The organism is Kitasatospora sp. NPDC088391, assembly GCF_044753345.1.
Taxonomy (GTDB): Bacteria; Actinomycetota; Actinomycetes; order Streptomycetales; family Streptomycetaceae; genus Kitasatospora.
Genome location: NZ_JBIVNB010000003.1, coordinates 643,620 through 662,881 on the forward strand (window position 1 = coordinate 643,620; position 19,262 = coordinate 662,881).

Genomic DNA, 19,262 nt, shown 5'->3' on the forward strand with positions numbered 1-19,262 from the left:
GCGCGCGGTTCCTACTCCTCGGCTACTCGTCCGCGGGGGTGCCGTCGGCGGCGATCCGGGCGAAGCCCAGGTACGGGCGCAGCGCCTTGGGCAGCAGCACCGAGCCGTCGGCCTGCTGGTGCTGCTCCAGGACGGCCGCGATGGTGCGGCCCAGCGGCAGGCCGGAGCCGTTGACGGTGGCGGCCGGGGTCGGCTTCCCGTTCTCGTCGCGGGTCCGGATGCCGGCCCGGCGGCCCTGGAAGGTGCCGAAGTCCGAGACCGAGGAGATCTCCCGGTAGGTGTCCTGGCTGGGCAGCCAGACCTCCAGGTCGTACGTCAGCCGCGCCGAGAAGCCGGTGTCGCCGGCGGCCAGGGTGACGACGCGGTAGGCGAGTTCGAGTTCCTGCAGGCAGGTCTCGGCGTGCTGGACCATCAGCAGCATCTGCTCCCGGGCCTGTTCGGGCGCGCAGATCCGGACCATCTCCACCTTGGAGAACTGGTGCAGCCGGATCAGCCCGCGGGTGTCGCGCCCGTACGAGCCGGCCTCCGAGCGGAAGCACGGGGTGTGCGCGGTGAGCGCCAGCGGCAGTTCGGCGGGCGGGACGATCTCGTCCGCGTACAGGTTGGTGAGCGGGACCTCGGCGGTCGGGATCAGGAACAGGTCGCGGTCGGCGACGCCGGTCCGGAACAGGTCCTCCTCGAACTTCGGCAGCTGCCCGGTGCCCGTCATGGTGCGGCGGTTCACCAGGTACGGCACCGCGTGCTCGACGTACCCGTGCCGGCGGGTGTGCAGGTCCAGCAGCAGGGCGGTGATCGCCCGCTCCAGGGCCGCGCCCGCGCCGCGCAGCACGCTGAACCGCGAGCCGGAGAGCTTGGTGGCCCGGCCGAAGTCCATGATGCCCATGGTCTCGCCGAGGTCGACGTGGTCCTTGGGCGCGAAGTCGAAGCGCGGCACCTCGCCGATCCGGTGCACCTCGCGGGCGTCCTCGTCGGAGAAGCCGTCGGGGGCGTCGTCCGAGGGCAGGTTGGGGACGGTCAGCAGCAGGTCGGTCAGCTCCTGCTGGATCTGCTCCAGGTCGGCCTCGTTCTCCTGCACCCGCTCCTTGAGCGAACGGGCGGTCTCCTTCAGCTCGGTGACGTCGCCGCCCTGCTTGGCGGTGCGCTGCACCTCCTGGGCGACCTGCTTGGCGCGGGCCCGCAGCTCGTCGCCGGCCTGGATGCCGCTGTTGCGGCGGGACTGCAGCGACTCCAGCGCGGACAGGTCCAGCCGGTAGCCGCGACGTGCGAGAAGCCGGACGGCTTCGTCCCCCAGGTCGATCAGGACGCGGGCATCATGCATCGGAGTCTGCTCTCCTCGGTACTGCCAAGGGTGGATGTGCCCCGACGGTAGCAAAGCCGCAGAACGCGGTGCAGCGCCTTTCCCCGTGGGGGTGACGGTGCGCGGGGACGCCTCTTGCCAGATAGTCTCTGCGTAGATAATCTCTGCGTAGAGTAAATCGGGACACGCCGCCGAACGAGGGGAACCGCCATGTGGGAGCACGAGCACACCGCCGAGACCACCGCCGCGCCGCACGCCGTCTGGGCCGTGCTCGGCGACCTCGACCGCTGGACCGACTGGGACACCTCGATGGAGTCCGTCACGCTGGACGGCCCGTTCGAGGTCGGCGGCACCGTCACCATGACGCCCGTCGGCCAGGACCCGATCGTCTCCGTCATCACCCGGATCGAGGAGAACCGCGCCTACGCCGACGAGACCGAGTTCGGCGGCGTCACCCTGCGCTTCTCGCACACCCTCACCGAACTCCCCGACGGCGGCACCCGGGTGGTGCACCGCCTGGAGATCGACGGCCCGGAGGCCGGGCGGCTCGCCCCCGAACTCGGGCCGATGATCACCGAGGACTTCCCGGCGGCGATGGCCGGCCTGCTCGCGCACGCCGAGCGGGCCGAGCAGTCCGAGCGGGCCGAGCAGTCCGCCTGACGGCGCGTGAGAGGCTGGCCCCCATGGACGGACTGACCGAAGGCCCGGCGGACAGCCCCGGCTTCTGGCTGTGGCACACCACCCTGCGCTGGCAGCGCGAGGTCGCCGCCGCCCTCGCCCCGCTCGACCTGACGCACCCGCAGTTCGTCCTGCTCTCCTGCGCCTGGTGGCTCAACGAGCAGGGCGGGGCGCCCAACCAGCAGGAGCTCTCCCGGCAGGCCGGCACCGACGTGCGGACCACCTCCCAGGTGGTCCGCAAGCTGGAGGCCAAGGGCCTGCTCGACCGCACCACCGACCCCGAGGACACCCGGGCCCGCCGACTGCGGATCACCCCGCGCGGCATCGACCTGGCCCGCACCGCCATCCCCGCCGTCGAAGCGGTCGACCGCGCCTTCTTCGCCCCCGCCGCCACCGGCGCGCCCGCCCTCGACGGCCCCGCCCTCAGCGCCCTGCTGCGCCGCCTGGCCGGGGCGGGCTGAGGCGGCGTCAGGCCGTCCAGTCCCGCAGCGCGGCGGCCAGCACCCCCGGGTCGACCTCGTGGGTCTGGCCCGCCAGCGTCCGGTGGTCCGCCCCCGGCACCGCGGCGGCCGCCGCCTCCGCCGCGTCGCGCAGCATCCGCGGGCTGAGCCCGCCGTCCAGCACCAGCACCGGCACGTCCAGCGCCGCCAGCCGCTCCACCGGCACCGGCGCGCCCGCCGCCCCGTCCAGCACGTCCGCGTCGTGCACCAGGGTCGGCGCCACCGCCTCGAACAGCGGCCACGCCGGCGACTGCCGGAGCTGCCCCAGCATCGACGCGGGCGAGCCGACGAAGCCCATGAACCGGGCCACCGCCGCGCCGAACTCCCCCGCGGCGACGTCCTGTCCGACCCCGGCCCGGTACGCCCGGAACGCGGCCCGCTGCTCGTCCGAGGTGCTGAACGGCGGCTCGTACGCCACCACCCGGGCCACCCCGACGCCCGCCCCCGCGGCCCGCAGCGCCAGCGCCGCGCCGGAGGACAGCCCCAGCACCGTCGCGCCGCCACCGGCCGCCGCGATCACCGCCGCCAGGTCCTCGACCTCGCGCTCCACCGCGTACGGGCCGCCCGCCCCGCTCTCGCCCCGGCCGCGCCGGTCGTAGCGGAACACCCGGTGCCCGTCCGCGAGCCGCTCCGCGATCCCGCCCGAGGGGCCGAACGCCCGCCGGCACAGCGCGCCGTCCACGATCACCACGGCCGGGCCCTCGCCCACCGCCTCGCAGGCGATCGCGGTGCCGTCGGCGGACGTCAGGAAGTCCGTCATCTCAGCTGTCCTTCCCGGCGGTGGCGAGGGTGTGCGCCACCAGCGCGTTGGCGTGGCCGTGGCCCAGGCCGTGCTCGGCCTTCAGCCAGGCCACCAGCTCCATGTGCTTGCTCAGCGGCGAGTCGGTGATCAACTGCTGCCACTCGGCGATCGGCCGGCCGTACTTCTGCTCGATCGACGGGAAGTAGCTGGCCGGGCCCTTGACGGGGGTGGTCATGATGTCCGCTCCACGGGTGCGTTCGGTGTGTCGTCACGGGTATGGACGAGCCCCGCCGCCCGGACTCATCGGTGTCCGCCGAAGTTTTTCCGCCGACTTCCCCGCCGGGCCGGTGCGCCCGGGGCGGGCCGCCCGCCGGCGGCCTACCGTCGGGCCATGGCATGGATCGACGACAGCACGATCGAACGGGCCGCCGACTACCTGTGGACGGCCGGCCGGGTCCTCGAACAGCGGCGCTTCGCCCACCACTTCGGCCCCGCCCCCGACCCGGCGGGCGTCCTCGCCGCCCTGGACGCCCACCGCGCCCCCGGCGGCGGCTGGGCCTACGGCCTGGAGCCCGACGTCCGCGGCCCCGCCGCCCAGCCCCTGGCCGCCGGCGCGGCGGCCCGCGTCCTCGCCGAGGCCGGCGCCCTCGCGGGCGGGCGCGGACGCGAACTCTGCGACTGGGCAAGCACGGTGACCACCCCCGACGGAGGCGTCCCGGCGGTCCTGCCCAGCCTCCGCCGCTACCCCCACCCGCCGTTCCTCCCGATCGCCGACGACCCGCCCGGCGAACTCCTCGCCACCAGCCAGATCGCCGCCCCGCTGCTCGCCGCGGGCGTCCGGCACCCCTGGCTGGACGGCGCGCGACGCTTCTGCCGGGCCGCGATCGAGGCGATCGGCGCCACCCACCCGTACGAGGTGATCACCGCCGTCGGCTACCTGGACGCCGAGCCGGACCGCGACTGGGCGGCCGAACAGGCCGCCAGGCTGGGGGAGTCGGTGCGCTCGCAGCAACTGGTGCTGCTCGACCCGGACCGGCCCGGGCAGGTCCGCCTCGCGCCCGGCTACGCCCCCGGCGAGTTCCACCTCCCGCACGACTACGCGCCCCGCCCCGACAGCCTCGCCCACGCCTGGTTCACCCCGGCCGAACTCGACCGCGGCCTCGCCCACCTCGTCTCCCGCCAACTCCCCGACGGCGGCTGGCCGATCACCTGGGCCCGCTGGTCCCCCGCCACCGAGCACGAGGCCCGCCCGGGCGTCACCCTCGCCGCCCTCCTCACCCTGCGGGCCTACGGCGGCTGACCGCGTCCCGCCCGCCGTCACGCTTCCGGCAGCGCGTCCAGCCAGTCGTCCGCGACGCCCGTCCGGGCGTAGAGGACCTGGCGGCCGGCCCGGTGCGAGGAGGCCAGGCCCGCGGCGCGGAGCGCGGTGAGGTGCTGGGAGACCGCGGCGGGGGAGAGCCCGCAGCGGGCGGCGAGTTCGGTGGTGGAGGCGGGGGTGTCGAGTTCGGTGAGCAGCCGGGTGCGGGTCCGGCCGAGGACGGGCGCCAGCGCCTCCGCCCGGGGGTGCGGCCGCTGCTCCCAGACCGTTCCGGCGCCCAGCGCCGGGTAGCAGAGCTGCGGCGTCTGGGCCCCGACCACCCGGGTCAGCAGCCGGGGCCAGGCGAACACCGAGGGGATCAGCAGCAGCCCGGCCCCGGTGGCGATCCGGGTGACGGCGCAGTGCCGCTCGGACAGGTGCAGGGTGCCGTCGGCCCAGCGGACGGTGCCGTGCAGTTCGCCGAGCATCCCGGCGCTGCCCGCCCCGGCGGCGTGCCGGGCCCGCCGCAGGACGTCCGCCTCCAGGACGGCCCGGACCCGCGACCAGTAGGGCGCCAGGGCGAGCTGCCAGTACGTCCCGATCTCGGCGGTGATCCGGCCCAGCGCCTCGGTGGGCTCCCGCTCCAGCGCCCGCAGCCGGGCCGGCAGCGGGCCGCGCCGGTCGGCGCGCAGTTGGTCCAGGTCCCGCCGGACCTGCTCGGGGCCGGTGGCCCGGACCAGGGCCAGCTCCCCGGCCAGCTCGGCGACCGGCTCGCCCGGGACGGGGTTGAGGAAGTCCGGCAGGTGGCCGCGCGGCGGGACCAGGTCGGCCAGCCAGCCGCGGTCCAGGCCGGCCGCCGCCAGCCGGGGCCGGACCTGGGCGGCCCAGCGCCGGTGCGGCTCGGGCACCGGGTCGGCGGCCAGCGCGCGGAAGCTCGTCACCACCTCCCACATCGGGGAGACCGCGAACCTGGTCAGGGCGAGGTCGCCCACCGACAGCGGCAGTCCGGTCCGCATCGCCTCACCCCGTCCGTGGATTCGGCCAGAGCTTAATCCATCGGCATCCGGTGCGGCTGCTGCCAGGATCGGAGCAGCCCGAGCACCCCGTCCGGAAAGCGGTTTCCGCCATGTCCTCGCACACCCTTCCCGCCCGTTCCACCGAGCAGGCCCGCGCCCTGCGCACCCTCGCCGCCGGTCCGCTGCTGGTCCTGCCGAACGCCTGGGACGCGGGCAGCGCGGCCGTGATCGCCGCCGCCGGCGCCCCGGCGATCGCCACCACCAGCGGCGGCGTCTCCTGGTCGGCGGGCCGCGGCGACGGCCACGGACTGGACCGGGCGGCGATGGCCGAGGCGGTCCGCCGGATCGTCGCGGCCGTGGACGTCCCGGTCACCGCCGACATCGAGGGCGGCTACGGGGCCGCGCCGGAGGACGTCGCCGAGACCGTCCGCGCGGTGGTCGCGGCGGGCGCCGTCGGCGTCAACCTGGAGGACTCCACCGCCCCGGGCGGCCCGCTGTTCACCGCCGAGGAGCAGTCCGCCCGGCTGCGCGCCGCCCGGGCCGCCGCCGTCGCGGCCGGGCTGCCGGAGCTGCTGGTCAACGCCCGCACCGACGTCCACCTGTTCGGCGTCGGCGCGGCCGCCGACCGCCCGGCGGAGGTGCTGCGCCGGGCCGGGGCGTACGCGGCGGCCGGGGCCGACTCGCTGTTCGTGCCCGGCCTGCTCGACCTCGGCGCGCTCGCCGCGCTGACCGCCGCCGCCCCGCTGCCGGTGAACGCGATGGCGGTGGCGGGCGGCCCGACCGTCGCCGAGCTGGCCGCCGCCGGGGTGCGCCGGATCAGCCTGGGCACCGCGCTCGCCCAGTCCGCCTACGCCGCCGCGCACCGGGCCGCCGTCGAGCTGCTCGGCCCCGGCACCCTCGGCGCCCTGGACGGGGCGCTCGACTTCGGAACCCTGAACGCCCTGGTCGGCGGGCGCTGACCAGGGCGTGCGGGAGAGTGGACGGTGGTTCAGCTCACGGCGCGCTTCACCAGGTCGCCGATCCGGGCGGCCTCGGCCTCGCCCAGGTCGGCGACGGCGAAGTAGGTCGGCCACATGGCGCCGTCGTCCAGCTTGGCGTTGTCGCTGAAGCCGATCATCGCGTAGCGGGACTTGAACTTCGCGGCGCTCTGGAAGAAGCAGACCGGCTTGCCGTCCGCGTTGTTGTAGGCGGGCATGCCGTACCAGGTCTTCGGAGCCAGCTCCGGCGCGACCTCGGTGACGATCGCGTGGAAGCGCTCGGCCAGCAGCCGGTCCTCGTCCGGCATCTCGGCGATCTTCGCCAGCAGCTCCTGCTCCGCCTCGGCGGCCTTCGCCGCGGCCGAGGCCCGCTTCGACTCGGCCTTCAGCTCCTTGGCGCGCTCCTTCATCGCCGCCCGCTCGTCCGCGCTGAAACCCTCGTGCTTCTCGGTGTCCGCCATGACCGTTCCTCCCGTTCCCGCTGCCTGCTGACGTTGTTCATCCTAGGAACGCGGCCCGCCCCGGGGCTTCTCGGAAACTGATCGGTCCGGCCCCGGGGCGGAGAGCCCCGGGGCCGGACCGGCGGACGGCCGCCGAGCGGGCCTTCCGGTGGACGTTCCGGTGGACGTTTCAGCGGGCCTTGAAGGTCCGCAGCCGCAGGCTGTTGCCGACCACGAAGACCGAGGAGAAGGCCATCGCGGCGCCCGCGATCATCGGGTTCAGCAGTCCGGCGGCGGCCAGCGGCAGGGCGGCCACGTTGTAGGCGAAGGCCCAGAACAGGTTGCCCTTGATGGTGGCCAGGGTCCGCCGCGACAGCCGGATCGCGTCGGCGGCGGAGCGGAGGTCGCCGCGGACCAAGGTCAGGTCGGCGGCCTCGATCGCGGCGTCGGTCCCGGTGCCGATCGCCAGGCCCAGGTCGGCCCGGGCGAGCGCGGCCGCGTCGTTGACGCCGTCGCCGACCATCGCCACCGTCCGCCCCTCCGCCTGCAACCGCCGCACCGTGGCGACCTTGTCCTCCGGCAGCACCTCGGCGATCACGTCCTCGGCGGGGATGCCGACCTCGGCTGCCACCGCTTCGGCGACCAGCCGGTTGTCACCCGTCAGCAGCACCGGCCGCAGGCCGAGCGCCCGCAGGTCGGCGATCGCCTCGGCACTGCTCGGCTTGACCGCGTCGGCGACCTCCAGCACGGCCCGGGCCGCGCCGTCCCAGCCGACCGCGATCGCGGTCCGCCCGGCCCGCTCGGCCGCGGTCTTCGCCGCCAGCAGCCCGGCCGGCAGGTGCTGCGCCCGGTCGGCGAGCAGCGCCTCGCGCCCGGCGACCACCGCGCGGCCCTCGACGACACCCTGCACGCCCAGGCCGGGGACGTTCTCGAAGCCCTCCACGCCCGGCAGTTCACCGAACCGCTCCTGCGCGGCGGCGGCCACCGCCTGCGCGATCGGGTGCTCGGAGGCGTGTTCCAGGGCGCCGGCCAGGCGCAGTGCCTCGTCCTCGGTGGTGCCGTCGGCGGTGTGCACGCCCAGCAGGGTCATCCGGCCGGTGGTGACGGTGCCGGTCTTGTCGAGCAGGACGGTGTCGGCCCTGCGGGTGTTCTCCAGGACTTCGGGGCCCTTGATCAGGATACCGAGCTGGGCGCCGCGCCCGGTGCCGACCATCAGCGCGGTCGGGGTGGCCAGGCCGAGGGCGCACGGGCAGGCGATGATCAGCACCGCCACCGCCGCCGTGAACGCGGCGCTCCAGCCCTCGCCGGTGGCCAGCCAGTAGCCGAGGGTGGCCAGCGCCAGCGCGATCACGATCGGCACGAAGACCCCGGAGATCCGGTCGGCGAGGCGCTGCGCGGCGGCCTTGCCGTTCTGCGCGTCCTCCACCAGCCGTGCCATCCGGGCCAGTTGGGTGTCGGCGCCGATCCGGGCGGCCTCCACCACCAGCCGCCCGCCCGCGTTGACGGTCGCGCCCGTCACGCGGTCGCCGGGGCCGACCTCGACCGGCACCGACTCGCCGGTCAGCATCGAGGCGTCCACGGCCGAGCTGCCCTCGACCACCAGGCCGTCGGTGGCGATCTTCTCGCCGGGGCGCACCACGAACCGGTCCCCGACGGCGAGTTCCGCCACCGGCAGCCGGACCTCCCGCCCCTCCCGGAGCACCGTCACGTCCTTGGCGCCCAGTTCCAGCAGCGCCTTCAGCGCCGCGCCCGCGGTCCGCTTGGAGCGGGCCTCGAAGTACCGTCCGGCCAGGATGAACGCGGTGACCCCGGCCGCCGCCTCCAGGTAGATGTTGGACGCGCCGTCCGAGCGGGACACGGTGAGCTCGAAGCCGTGCCGCATCCCGGGCATGCCCGCGTGGCCGAGGAACAGCGCCCACAGCGACCAGAGGAACGCGGCGCCGGTGCCGAGCGAGACCAGGGTGTCCATGGTGGCCGCGCGGTGCCTGGCGTTGGTCCAGGCGGCCCGGTGGAACGGCCAGGCGGCGTACGTGACCACCGGCGCGGCCAGGGTCAGCGACAGCCACTGCCAGTTGTCGAACTGCAGGGCCGGGACCATCGCCATCGCCACCACCGGCACCGCCAGCACGACGGCCGTGACCAGCCGCTGCCGCAGCGGGGCCAGTTCGTCGGCGGGCGCCGGGCCCCCGGTCGCGGGGGCCGCCGCCGGGGGTTCGGGGAGCGCGGCGGTGTAGCCGGTGGCCTCGACGGTCGCGATCAGCTCGGCGACCTCCACGGGCCCCTCGACGACCACCTTGGCCTTCTCGGTGGCGTAGTTGACGCTGGCCCGGACGCCGTCCATGCGGTTGAGCTTCTTCTCGATCCGCGCGGCGCAGGACGCGCAGGTCATGCCGCCGATGCGGAGTTCCACCTCGGTGGAGGCGGGTGCGGCCTGGGTGGTCATCAGGGCTCCTCGTGGTCTCGGCCCGGCCGGGGCCGGGGTGTTGCGGGTGTCTCTCAGGCCCGGCCGGTCAGCCGGTAGCCGGCCTCGTCGATCGCGGCGCGGACCGCCTCCTCCGCCAACCCGGTCGCCGAGTCGACGCTCACCAGCCCGCCGCGGACGTCGACCCGGACGGCGGTGACGCCCTCCAGCGCGCCGACCGCCTTGCCGACGGCCTGTTCGCAGTGGCCGCAGGTCATCCCGGCGACGGTGAAGACGGTGGTGACGGCGGCCGGCGCGGCGGTGGTCGCGGTGGTCGAGCAGGTGCCTTCGGTGGAGCAGCAGGACATCGGGGCCTCCGTGGTCTCTCGATACCCCATGGGGGTATCTCGTTCGATGTTCTCAGTTATACCCCTGGGGGGTATCAAGCGCAAGCACCTCCCCGGACCGGGGACAGCGGGCGGCCGAATCGCGGCCGTGGCCCCGCCGGTTCGGCGTAGCCTTCGTGCATGGCAGAGAGCAAGGCCGCGAAGGCCGGGCGGAAGAAGCCCGAGACGCACCTGGGGATGGTGCGGCGGGCCCGCCGGATCAACCGGGAACTGGCGGAGCTGTACCCGTACGCGCACCCGGAGTTGGACTTCGACGGACCGTTCCAGTTGCTGGTGGCGACGGTGCTGTCGGCGCAGACCACCGACCTGAGGGTCAATCAGACGACGCCCGCGCTGTTCGCGGCGTACCCGACGCCGGAGGACCTGGCGGCGGCGGTGCCCGAGGAGCTGGAGGAGATCATCCGGCCGACCGGGTTCTTCCGGGCCAAGGCCAAGTCGCTGATCGGGCTGTCCATCGCGCTGCGCGACCGCTTCGGCGGCGAGGTGCCGCGCAAGCTGGAGGACCTGGTCACGCTGCCCGGCGTGGGCCGGAAGACCGCCAACGTGGTGATCGGCAACGCGTTCGGCGGCGCCGGCATCACCGTGGACACCCACTTCGGCCGGCTGGCCCGCCGCTTCGGCTGGACCACCGAGGAGGACCCGGAGAAGGTCGAGGCCGACGTGATGGCCATCTTCCCGAAGTCCGACTGGACGATGCTCTCGCACCGGGTGGTGTTCCACGGCCGCCGGGTCTGCCACGCCCGCAAGCCCGCCTGCGGGGCCTGCCCGATCGCGCCGCTCTGCCCCTCCTACGGCATCGGCGAGACCGACCCGGAGCAGGCCCGCAAGCTGCTCAAGTACGAACTGGCCGGGCAGCCGGGCCAGCGCCTGCGCCCGCCCGCCGACTTCCCCGGCGGGGCCGCCGCCCCGGCCGCCGCCGGGTCCGCCGGGTCCGCCGGGTCCGCCGCCGAGTCCGCCGGAGGCCGCTCGTGACGACGACGCCCCCCGTCCTGGAGCGCGAGGGCCTGCCGGGCTGGCTGCTGCCGGTGCGGGACGCCGCCGAGCGGGCGGTGCCGGAGCAGCTGAGCCGGTTCCTGCCCCCGGCCGAGGGCGGCCGGCCCTCGGCGGTGCTGATGCTGTTCGGCGAGGGCCCGGCCGGCCCGGACCTGCTGCTGATCGAGCGGGCCCGCAGCCTGCGCTCGCACGCCGGCCAGCCGTCCTTCCCGGGCGGCGCGCTGGACCCGGAGGACGGCGACCCGGTGGGCGCGGGGCCGCTCGCGGCGGCGCTGCGCGAGGCGGTCGAGGAGACCGGCGTGGACCCGTCCGGCGTGCAACTGTTCGCACGGCTGCCGGCGCTGTACATCCCGGTCAGCGGGTTCGTCGTGACGCCGGTGCTGGGCTGGTGGCGGCGGGAGTCGCCGGTCGCCGTGGTGGACCCGGCGGAGACCGGCGCGGTGTTCCGGGTGCCGCTGGCCGAGCTGACCGATCCGGCGAACCGGGCGAAGCTGCGGCACCCGTCGGGGTTCACCGGGCCCGCGTTCCAGGTCGCGGACCGCCTGGTGTGGGGCTTCACCGCCGGGGTGATCGACCGGGTGCTGCACTTCAGCGGCCTGGAACGGCCCTGGGACACCCGGCGCACCGTCGAACTCTCCGAGGAGGCCGCGGAGCTCTCCCGGCCCCGCGGTTCCTGATCCCCGTCGGCCTGTCGGCCCGTCAGCCCGTCGGCGGCACCGGTGTCAGCGGCGCCAGCGTGGACACGGTGTCGCCGTCGACGTGGCCGTCGTCGGTCCACTGGCTGCTCGTCGAGCTCGCCCCGGACCCGATCAGCCCGAGCACCAGGTAGACCACCAGCAGCGCCTTCGCGGGCCCGCCGAGCACCAGCGGCCGGGTCGCGGAGTGCTGCGGCTCGGACCCGGCCGGGTCGCCGAACACGCCCTTGGGGTAGGCCGGAGTGAGCATCGTGAGGTACGCCTGGAAGCGCATCCGGTAGCGCAGCACGGCGGCGGTCGCCTCGAACAGGGTCTGCGGCATCCGGCCGAGGACCAGCACGATCAGCCAGCTGATGAAGGAGATCGCCCACCAGCCGGTCTGCAGCAGGCCCTGGACGATCGCGGCGGGGATCGCCAGCAGCAGCCGGAAGAACACGGCCAGCCGGTTCAGCCGCCCGCCGGGCCGGACCTCGATCCGGACGGGGTGGTCGGGTGCCGCGAAGCGGAACGGCGGGTAGCGGTCGACCAGCAGCAGCATCGAGGCGTAGACCCGGGTGTCGTACCCCAGGTACCCGCTCAGCCAGTCGGCGGCGAACCGGGGCAGCCGGGCGGTGAACAGCGCGCCGAACCAGCCGATCACCACCACCACGAAGGCGACGATCGACAGCAGCCAGAGCACCACGAACTGCGGGACCAGCAGCAGCAGGCGCAGCAGCACGGTGAGCCGGTTCTGCGGGCCGGGCGGCGGCACGTCCAGGGCGGGCAGGAATTCGGTGCGGTCCACCGTCGGCACGTCCCACTGGGGCTGTTCCACGCCGCCACTCCCTGATGCGTCGTCAGATGTTCCGATGTTCCGACGGTCGCAAGGGCGGCGGGCGTGTTGCCCGCCGGACTGACCCGATCGGGCGACGGTCGGGGACCGGTGTCCCCCGCCCGGTGGCTCGTGGGAGGGTATCCGGGTGAACGTCCTGGACTTCCTGCTGATCGCCGCCGCACTGGGCTTCGCCGTCTCCGGCTATCGGCAGGGGTTCGTGGTCGGGGTGCTCTCGGTGCTCGGTTTCCTGGGCGGCGGCCTGATCGCCGTGCAACTGCTGCCGCTGCTGCTGCGCCACCTGTCGCCGGGCACCACCGCCTCGGTGGTCGCGGTGGTGGTGGTGATCGTGCTCGCCGCGATCGGCCAGGCGGTCACCACGCACTTCGGCTGGAAGCTCCGCGGGCGGATCGGACAGGGCAAGGTCAAGGTCCTGGACGCGATCGGCGGCTCGCTGGTCAACGTGGTGTCGATGCTGCTGGTGGCCTGGCTGATCGGCTCGGCGCTGGCGGGCACCTCGATGCCGACCGTCTCCAAGCAGGTCCGCACCTCGGCGGTGCTCGGCTCGGTGCAGGCCGCGCTGCCGGACGACGCCCCGAACTGGTTCTCCGACTTCAGCAAGGAACTGGCCCGCAACGGCTTCCCGCAGGTCTTCAACCCCTTCGAGCAGGAGCCGATCACCGAGGTCGAGCCGCCCGACCCGGCGCTCGCCAACAGCCCGGGCGTGCTGCGGGCCAAGAGCTCGCTGGTGAAGGTGCTGGGCACCGCCGCGTCCTGCGGCAAGACCCTGGAGGGCTCCGGCTTCGTGTTCGCCCCGCACCGGGTGATGACCAACGCCCACGTGGTCGGCGGCGTCGACGAGCCGACCGTGCAGATCGGCGGCACCGGCCAGCTCTACGACGCCACGGTGGTCCGCTACGACTGGCAGCGCGACATCGCGGTGCTGGACGTCCCCAAGCTGAACGCCCCGCCGCTGGCCTTCGCCGGCGAGGCCCGGACCAACGACTCGGCGATCGTCGCGGGCTTCCCCGAGAACGGCGCCTTCAACGTCCAGCCCGCCCGCATCCGGGGGCGCATCCAGGCCAACGGCCCGGACATCTACCACCGCGGCCAGGTGGTCCGGGACGTCTACTCGGTCCGCTCGCTGGTCCGCCAGGGCAACAGCGGCGGCCCGCTGCTCACCCCGGACGGCCAGGTGTACGGCGTGGTGTTCGCCAAGTCGCTGGACAGTTCCGACACCGGCTACGTGCTGACCGCCGCCGAGGTGAAGGAGGACGCCGTGCAGGGCGCCACCGGCGGCGCCAGGGTCGACACCGAGGGCTGCGCACTCTGACCGGCCCGGTCCGGAACCGGCTCTGACGGTCCGTCCGTCCGGCCTGGTAGCGTCGGCGGCGCTCACCCGAACGGTCCAATCCGGACCGCCTTGGAAGGAGCCCGACGGGAGGTCACGCAGACGTCATGATGGGTCACTCGCACGCGGTCAGCGGCGCCCTGCTGTTCGCGGCCACCGCGCCGTTCCTCCCCCCGGTGCTGGGCATCCACCTGCAGCCCGCGGACGTCCTGATGGGCACGGTGCTGTGCGCCGGCGCCGCCCTGCTACCGGACCTGGACCACCACGACGGCACCATCGCCAACTTCCTCGGCCCGGTCTCCAAGGTGCTCTGCCAGTTCGTCGCCTGGATCTCCGGCGGCCACCGGCACGCCACCCACTCGCTGCTGTTCGTCGCGCTGATGGGCGGCGGCAGCTGGGCGGGCATCGAGTTCCTGGGCCGCAACTTCACCATCGGGCTGACGTTCTTCCTGCTCGCCATGGCGCTCCAGGCACTGCACCTGCGCCCGCCGGGCGACGGGCCGCAGGCCTGGATCACCGTGATGGGCCTGGCCGCGCTCGGCACCTTCGGCATGCTCAAGTGGCTGCCCAGCGCCCCGGGCTGGCTGCCCTACGCGGTGGCCCTGGGCACCCTGGCGCACCTGCTCGGCGACTGCCTGACCAAGCAGGGCTCGCCGCTGCTGTGGCCGCACAAGGAGCGCTACGAGGTGGTGCTGATCAAGCGCACCGGCAACAAGGTCGAGACCAAGATCCTGGTCCCGGTGATGACGCTGGCCACCTTCGGGCTGCTGCTCTGGTCCACCGCGATCTCCCCGGCCGTGCTCGGCTGACCCCGCACCCGCACCCGCACGTGCGGGGGGGGGGGGCCCCCCCGCGGGGGGGGGGCCCCCCCCCCGGGGGGGGGGGGGCCCCCCCCCCGGGGGGGGGGCGCCCCCCCCCCCGGGGGGCCCCCCCCCCCCCCCCGTGCGCGGCGGCTACAGCTCCCGGCGGAGTCGGGCACCGACCCAGCGGGCGCGGCGGCCGATGATCTTCGGAATGCCGAGGCGGTACCCCGAACCGCGCGGTGTCCGCCCGGACGGCTCGTAGGGCCATTCCGGCTGCGGGACGTGCGGTTGCGAGCTGCTGCTGCCACGGCGGCGTCGGCGCGGCTGGGCTTCTCGATCGGGCATCCAGGTCATACCGGATGGATTCCCCTGCTCCGCCCGGAGTAACCGCGCCGGACCCTTGCGACTGGCCTATGCGCTTGTCATATGAACACAAGTAACGTCCGGGCAGTGTCGGGGAATTGACGGCCCGTCGTCCGCTAGTCCTTGTGCTGCCGGACCCACCCGATCAGCTCCGAGGTGAACTCCTCCGGGACCTCCTCGTGCGGGAAGTGCCCGACCCCCGGCAGCAGCCGCCACCGGTACGGCGCGGACACGTACTCGCCCGCCCCCAGCGCCGTCCGCGACAGCAGCACCGGGTCCGCCGCACCCTGGACGTGCAGCACCGGCGCGGTGATCTGCTTCTTCATCCGGCGGGCGAACTGGATGCCGTCCGGCCGCGCCATCGACCGCATCAGCCAGCGGTACGGCTCGATCGAGCAGTGCGCGGTGCTCGGCACCTGGATCGCCTTCCGGTACGCCGTCACCGCGTCCTCGGACAGCAGGTTCGGCCCCGTCCAGGCCCGCAGGTACTCGCCGACCAGCGCCCCGTCGTCGGCGAGCAGCCGGCGCTCCGGGAGCCACGGCCGCTGGAAGCCCAGCACGTGCTCGAACGCGGCGATCTGCCGGCGGTCCGTCAGCAGCGCCCGCCGCAGGTGCCGGGGGTGCGCCGCCGAGACCGCGGTCAGGCTGCGGATCACCGAGGGCCGCATCACCGCCGCCACCCAGGCCAGCGTGCCACCGGTGGCGTGCCCGACCAGGTGCGCCTGCCGCTCGCCGAGCGAGCGGATCACCCCGGTGATGTCCAGCGCCAGGTTGCCCGGGTCGTAGCCGCGCGGGGTGCGGTCCGAGCCGCCCGTGCCGCGCAGGTCGAGCGCCACCGCCCGGAAGCCCGCCTCGGCCAGCGCCGTCAGCTGGTGCCGCCACGCCCACCAGTACTCGGGCCAGCCGTGCACCAGCAGCACCAGCGGCCCCTCGCCCAGCTCGGCGATGTGGAACCGGGCGCCGTTCGCCGCCACGTCGCGGTGCGTCCACGGCCCGGCCGAACGGACGCTCCACGCCTCGTCGACGGCGGGCCGGGCGGGCACGGGGGCGGTCTCATCCACGGGCTTCTGGTCCAACGACATGTCCGCAGCCTGTCACACCCCCGCCCTTCCCACCCGCCCGGCACTCGTGACCTCACGCAACCGTTACGCCGCGGTGGTCGGCCGACGTCAGCGGATGCGGCCCAGCGCCCGGTCGATCTCCTCCTTGGTGGCCGGCCGCGGCCGGGCGTTCTTCAGCACCTGGGCGGTGGCCTGGGCGCCCGCGATGGTGCGCTCCGGCTTCCGGATCTTCTTGAAGTACCGGATCATCAGGAACGCCAGCAGCGCCGCGACCAGCAGGTACGCGCCGCCCACGATGGCGAACGACCAGCCGGTGGTGATGCCCAGCGCCTGCAGGCCCCAGGCGAAGGCGAACGAGAACATCGGGACCGACGCCAGCGCCACCACCCCGGCCACCACGCCCGCCACGGTGCCGATGCCGCCGCGCACCACGTCCGCCTTGATCTCGGCCTTGGCGAGGGCGATCTCGTCGTGCACCAGGCTGGAGAGCTCGGCGGTGGCGTCGGCGAACAGTTCGCCGACGGTCCGCTCGCCCTCGTGCGGGGTGCGGCCGTTCGAGGGTGCGGCTCCTGCGGCCATCGGAGATCTCCGTTCAGCGGGCTGGGTGGTACGCGGTGAGGGTGCGTCATGCATCGGTGCGTCAGCTCAGCATCATGCCCTTACCGGTGAGTCGGGCACCACTCCGGGTACCCCGTCGCGGGCGTGTCACCCCAGCCGCTGGTACACATCGGGGATGCCGTCGCCGTCCTCGTCGCGGTCCTCCTCCTCGCACAGCTGCCGGTAGTGCCGGTTGCGGCGCTTCAGCAGCAGGGTGCCGAGCAGCGCGCAGGTCAGCGAACCGACCAGCACGGCCTCCTTGCACAGCTCCGCCAGGTGCGGGTCGTCCGGGAACGCCAGGTCGCTGATCAGCAGCGACACCGTGAAGCCGATGCCCGCCACGGTCGCCAGCGCGAACATGTCGGACCAGGTCAGCTGCGGGTTCAGGGTGGCCCTGGTCCAGCGGGCGGTCAGCCAGGTGCCGCCGAAGATGCCGACCGACTTGCCGACCAGCAGGCCGATCACGATGCCCAGCGGCGCCGCCTCGGTGAACACCGCCCCGAGCGCCGCCCCCGAGACCGGCACCCCCGCCGCGAACAGCGCGAACACCGGCACCGCCAGCCCGGCCGACAGCGGCCGCACCAGGTGCTCGATGTGCTCGCCGGGGGAGTGCTCCTCGCCCTCCTCCCGGTGGCAGCGCAGGATCAGGCCCATCGCCACGCCCGCCACCGTCGCGTGCACCCCGCTCTCGTGCATCAGCGCCCAGATCACCACCGCCAGCGGCACGTACAGCCACCAGCCGCGCACCCCGCGCCGGTGCAGGAACCAGAACAGCACCAGCCCGGCCAGCGCCGCCCCCAGCGCCCAGAACTCGATCCCGGACGAGTAGAACACCGCGATGATCAGGATCGCGATCAGGTCGTCCACCACCGCCAGGGTCAGCAGGAACGCCCGCAGCGCGGACGGCAGGTGGCTGCCCACCACCGCCAGCACGCCCAGCGCGAACGCGATGTCGGTCGCGGTCGGGATCGCCCAGCCCGCCGGGTGACCGCCCGACGCCGCCGTGTTGACCACCGCGAACAGCACCGCCGGCAGCGCCACCCCGCACACCGCCGCCACCACCGGCAGCAGCGCCGCGCTCGGCGTCCGCAGCTCCCCGGCCACGAACTCGCGCTTCAGCTCGATGCCCGCCACGAAGAAGAAGATCGTCAGCAGCCCGTCCTGCGCCCACGCCTCCAGCGGCAGGTCCAGGTGCAGCGCGGCCGGCCCGACCGTGTACTCCCGCACCGCCTCGTACGCGTGCGGCCAGACGTTCGCCCAGACCAGCGCCGCCGCCGCGGCGAGCAGCAGCAGCACCCCGCCCACCGTCTCGGTCCGTAGCGCCTCGGTGAGGTAGCGGCGCTCGGGCAGCGACAGCAGTCCGAGGAACTGGCGGCGGTCGGACGAGGGGCTGCTCACGGGCGGGACCTCCAGAGGCGGGCGGCTGCGGACACACGGGTGGTGCGGTGCCGACCAGACTTCCCGGCGCGCCTCTGAACTCTTGATGCTTCCTTGACATCCTAAGGGGCACGGCAAGCAGTCATTCGGTTCGTCCTACTTTATGGCGATCTGCGGCCAGGTCCGGGCGCGCTGACCCGGATGGGTTCGGCCGGATGCGGACGACCCGTCAGTTTCCTAACGTCGGCGGCAGAAGCGGGTCGCCTCCCCGGCGGCCCGCACCGTCATGGAGGAACCGATGTCCAGTCAGGAAACCGAACCCATACCGGTCCAGGCCGTGGGTCCTCGAGCGGGAGGAGCCGTGGGCGCCGACACCGCCCAGCCTCCGTTAACCGAACCGGACCTCGACCGGCTGCTGCGCCCGCTGTTCGCCACCGCCGCCCCGCAGGGCGGGCTGGCCGTCGCGGTGATCCGCGGCGGCGAACGCGCCGTCGCCTGCCGCGGCTACGCCGACCGGGCCGGCGAGCGCCCGGTCCGCGCCGACACCCGCTTCGAACTCGGCTCGGTCACCAAGACCTTCACCGGCCTGCTGCTCGCCGACATGGTCGCCCGCGGCGAGGTCCGCTACGACGACCCGATCGACCGCTACCTGCCCGCCGGGACGGTGCCCGGCTACCCGCACGAGCGCCCGATCACCCTGCTGCACCTGGCCACCCACACCTCCGGACTGCCCCGGCTGCCGGTCGGCCTCGCCCCTGCCGCGGTGCCCCGCTGGTTCACCAGCCCGTACGCCACCTTCAGCGCCGCCCACCTGCTGCGCGCCCTGCCCCGCACGCCCGTGCGCGGCACCCCCGGCACCCGGGTCCGCTACTCCAGCCTCGGCGCCGGCCTGCTCGGCCTGGTGCTGGAACGGGCCGCCGGGCAGCGCTACCACGAGCTGCTCGACGGGCGGGTCTGCGAGCCGCTCGGCCTGATCGACACCTCCTGCGGCACCGGCCGGGACGAGGCCACCGGCTACCGGCGGGGCCGCTGGATCCCCTCCTTCAAGACCCCGGCGCTGCCCGGCGCGGCGGCCCTCCGCTCCACCATCGACGACATGCTGCGCTACCTCCAGGCCCACCTCGCGGTGGACGCCGTCCCGATCCCGGAACGGACCGGCGCGGCCGCCAGCCTGCGCACCGCGCTGCGCGAGGTGTCGCTGCCCCGGGTCGCCCGGCGCGGCTTCGGCCAGCGGATCTGCCTGAGCTGGAACCACCGCCCGGACGACGGCGGCGAGGTGGTCTTCCACACCGGCTCCACCGGCCGCTGCACCGCCTTCGTCGGCTTCGACCGGGCCGCCCAGACCGGCCTGGTCGCCCTGGCCGGCCCGCTCGCCACCGGGCGGCGCGGCTTCGCCCAGACCGCGTACGGGACGCTGCGCTCGCTGGCGGCGTGACCGGACGGACGAGGCCCCCAC

At 74.6% G+C, this 19,262-nt stretch carries 20 protein-coding genes; 9 read left to right on the forward strand and 11 right to left on the reverse strand.

Going from position 1 to position 19,262, the window contains the following annotated elements:
* Positions 1-22 precede the first annotated feature (22 nt).
* Positions 23-1,318 (reverse strand): serine--tRNA ligase, encoded by a 1,296-nt coding sequence (serS, locus tag ACIQBJ_RS11630; RefSeq protein WP_400707435.1) that lies wholly within the window; start codon positions 1,316-1,318, stop codon positions 23-25.
* A 189-nt stretch (positions 1,319-1,507) separates the two neighbouring features.
* Between serS and ACIQBJ_RS11635 the strand changes: the two genes are divergently transcribed.
* Positions 1,508-1,957, forward strand: coding sequence for an SRPBCC family protein (locus ACIQBJ_RS11635; RefSeq protein WP_400707438.1), 450 nt, complete (start codon positions 1,508-1,510; stop codon positions 1,955-1,957).
* A 23-nt stretch (positions 1,958-1,980) separates the two neighbouring features.
* The gene (locus ACIQBJ_RS11640; RefSeq protein WP_400707441.1) at positions 1,981-2,436 is read left to right on the forward strand and encodes a MarR family winged helix-turn-helix transcriptional regulator; all 456 of its coding nucleotides are present in this window, start codon (positions 1,981-1,983) and stop codon (positions 2,434-2,436) included.
* A 7-nt stretch (positions 2,437-2,443) separates the two neighbouring features.
* Here ACIQBJ_RS11640 and ACIQBJ_RS11645 read toward each other — a convergent pair whose 3' ends face one another.
* Together ACIQBJ_RS11645 and ACIQBJ_RS11650 are read right to left on the reverse strand one after the other, a co-directional pair.
* Positions 2,444-3,235 carry an alpha/beta fold hydrolase gene (locus ACIQBJ_RS11645; RefSeq protein WP_400707444.1) on the reverse strand — a complete coding sequence of 264 codons (792 nt, stop codon included), beginning with the start codon at positions 3,233-3,235 and terminating at the stop codon, positions 2,444-2,446.
* A 1-nt stretch (position 3,236) separates the two neighbouring features.
* Positions 3,237-3,452, reverse strand: coding sequence for a DUF4287 domain-containing protein (locus ACIQBJ_RS11650; protein WP_400707447.1), 216 nt, complete (start codon positions 3,450-3,452; stop codon positions 3,237-3,239).
* Between the two features lie 156 nt (positions 3,453-3,608).
* Between ACIQBJ_RS11650 and ACIQBJ_RS11655 the strand changes: the two genes are divergently transcribed.
* A complete protein-coding gene (locus ACIQBJ_RS11655) occupies positions 3,609-4,517 on the forward strand; it encodes a hypothetical protein (protein ID WP_400707450.1) in 909 nt (302 codons plus the stop codon).
* A gap of 17 nt (positions 4,518-4,534) precedes the next feature.
* Here the strand turns inward: ACIQBJ_RS11655 and ACIQBJ_RS11660 are convergent, their stop codons facing one another.
* Positions 4,535-5,530 (reverse strand): helix-turn-helix domain-containing protein, encoded by a 996-nt coding sequence (locus tag ACIQBJ_RS11660; RefSeq protein ID WP_400707453.1) that lies wholly within the window; start codon positions 5,528-5,530, stop codon positions 4,535-4,537.
* A 110-nt stretch (positions 5,531-5,640) separates the two neighbouring features.
* Between ACIQBJ_RS11660 and ACIQBJ_RS11665 the strand changes: the two genes are divergently transcribed.
* Positions 5,641-6,489 (forward strand): isocitrate lyase/phosphoenolpyruvate mutase family protein, encoded by an 849-nt coding sequence (locus tag ACIQBJ_RS11665; protein ID WP_400707456.1) that lies wholly within the window; start codon positions 5,641-5,643, stop codon positions 6,487-6,489.
* Between the two features lie 29 nt (positions 6,490-6,518).
* On the opposite strand, the gene ACIQBJ_RS11670 is transcribed toward ACIQBJ_RS11665, so the two are convergent.
* From ACIQBJ_RS11670 to ACIQBJ_RS11680, 3 genes are all read right to left on the reverse strand, one after another.
* Positions 6,519-6,968: an iron chaperone gene (locus ACIQBJ_RS11670; protein WP_400707459.1), complete on the reverse strand. Its 450-nt coding sequence runs from the start codon at positions 6,966-6,968 to the stop codon at positions 6,519-6,521.
* A 169-nt stretch (positions 6,969-7,137) separates the two neighbouring features.
* A complete protein-coding gene (locus ACIQBJ_RS11675; protein ID WP_400707462.1) occupies positions 7,138-9,390 on the reverse strand; it encodes a heavy metal translocating P-type ATPase in 2,253 nt (750 codons plus the stop codon).
* A 53-nt stretch (positions 9,391-9,443) separates the two neighbouring features.
* Positions 9,444-9,746, reverse strand: a complete 303-nt coding sequence (locus ACIQBJ_RS11680) for a heavy-metal-associated domain-containing protein (RefSeq protein WP_400707465.1) — start codon at positions 9,744-9,746, stop codon at positions 9,444-9,446.
* A gap of 129 nt (positions 9,747-9,875) precedes the next feature.
* On the opposite strand from ACIQBJ_RS11680, the gene nth reads away from it, so the two are divergent.
* Positions 9,876-10,727 (forward strand): endonuclease III, encoded by an 852-nt coding sequence (gene nth / locus ACIQBJ_RS11685; RefSeq protein WP_400707468.1) that lies wholly within the window; start codon positions 9,876-9,878, stop codon positions 10,725-10,727.
* Complete coding sequence (locus ACIQBJ_RS11690) at positions 10,724-11,425, forward strand: NUDIX hydrolase (protein WP_400707471.1); 702 nt, start codon at positions 10,724-10,726, stop codon at positions 11,423-11,425. The genes nth and ACIQBJ_RS11690 overlap by 4 nt, the downstream gene beginning before the upstream one ends.
* Before the next feature lie 22 nt (positions 11,426-11,447).
* Here ACIQBJ_RS11690 and ACIQBJ_RS11695 read toward each other — a convergent pair whose 3' ends face one another.
* Complete coding sequence (locus ACIQBJ_RS11695) at positions 11,448-12,257, reverse strand: DUF4389 domain-containing protein (protein ID WP_400707474.1); 810 nt, start codon at positions 12,255-12,257, stop codon at positions 11,448-11,450.
* A gap of 145 nt (positions 12,258-12,402) precedes the next feature.
* Between ACIQBJ_RS11695 and ACIQBJ_RS11700 the strand changes: the two genes are divergently transcribed.
* Entirely contained in the window at positions 12,403-13,587 is a 1,185-nt protein-coding gene (locus ACIQBJ_RS11700) for a MarP family serine protease (protein ID WP_400707477.1), read from the forward strand.
* Positions 13,588-13,712: 125 nt separating this feature from the next.
* The gene (locus ACIQBJ_RS11705) at positions 13,713-14,414 is read left to right on the forward strand and encodes a metal-dependent hydrolase (protein ID WP_400707480.1); all 702 of its coding nucleotides are present in this window, start codon (positions 13,713-13,715) and stop codon (positions 14,412-14,414) included.
* A 473-nt stretch (positions 14,415-14,887) separates the two neighbouring features.
* On the opposite strand, the gene ACIQBJ_RS11710 is transcribed toward ACIQBJ_RS11705, so the two are convergent.
* The 3 genes from ACIQBJ_RS11710 to nhaA form a co-directional block, all read right to left on the reverse strand.
* Entirely contained in the window at positions 14,888-15,853 is a 966-nt protein-coding gene (locus ACIQBJ_RS11710) for an alpha/beta fold hydrolase (protein ID WP_400707483.1), read from the reverse strand.
* Positions 15,854-15,940: 87 nt separating this feature from the next.
* On the reverse strand, positions 15,941-16,411 hold the full coding sequence (locus ACIQBJ_RS11715; protein ID WP_400707486.1) for a phage holin family protein: 471 nt from the start codon (positions 16,409-16,411) through the stop codon (positions 15,941-15,943).
* 126 nt (positions 16,412-16,537) lie between these two features.
* A complete protein-coding gene (gene nhaA, locus ACIQBJ_RS11720) occupies positions 16,538-17,827 on the reverse strand; it encodes a Na+/H+ antiporter NhaA (protein WP_400707489.1) in 1,290 nt (429 codons plus the stop codon).
* 340 nt (positions 17,828-18,167) lie between these two features.
* Here nhaA and ACIQBJ_RS11725 point away from each other — a divergent pair, with 340 nt between their 5' ends.
* Entirely contained in the window at positions 18,168-19,241 is a 1,074-nt protein-coding gene (locus ACIQBJ_RS11725; protein WP_400707492.1) for a serine hydrolase domain-containing protein, read from the forward strand.
* Positions 19,242-19,262 lie beyond the last annotated feature (21 nt).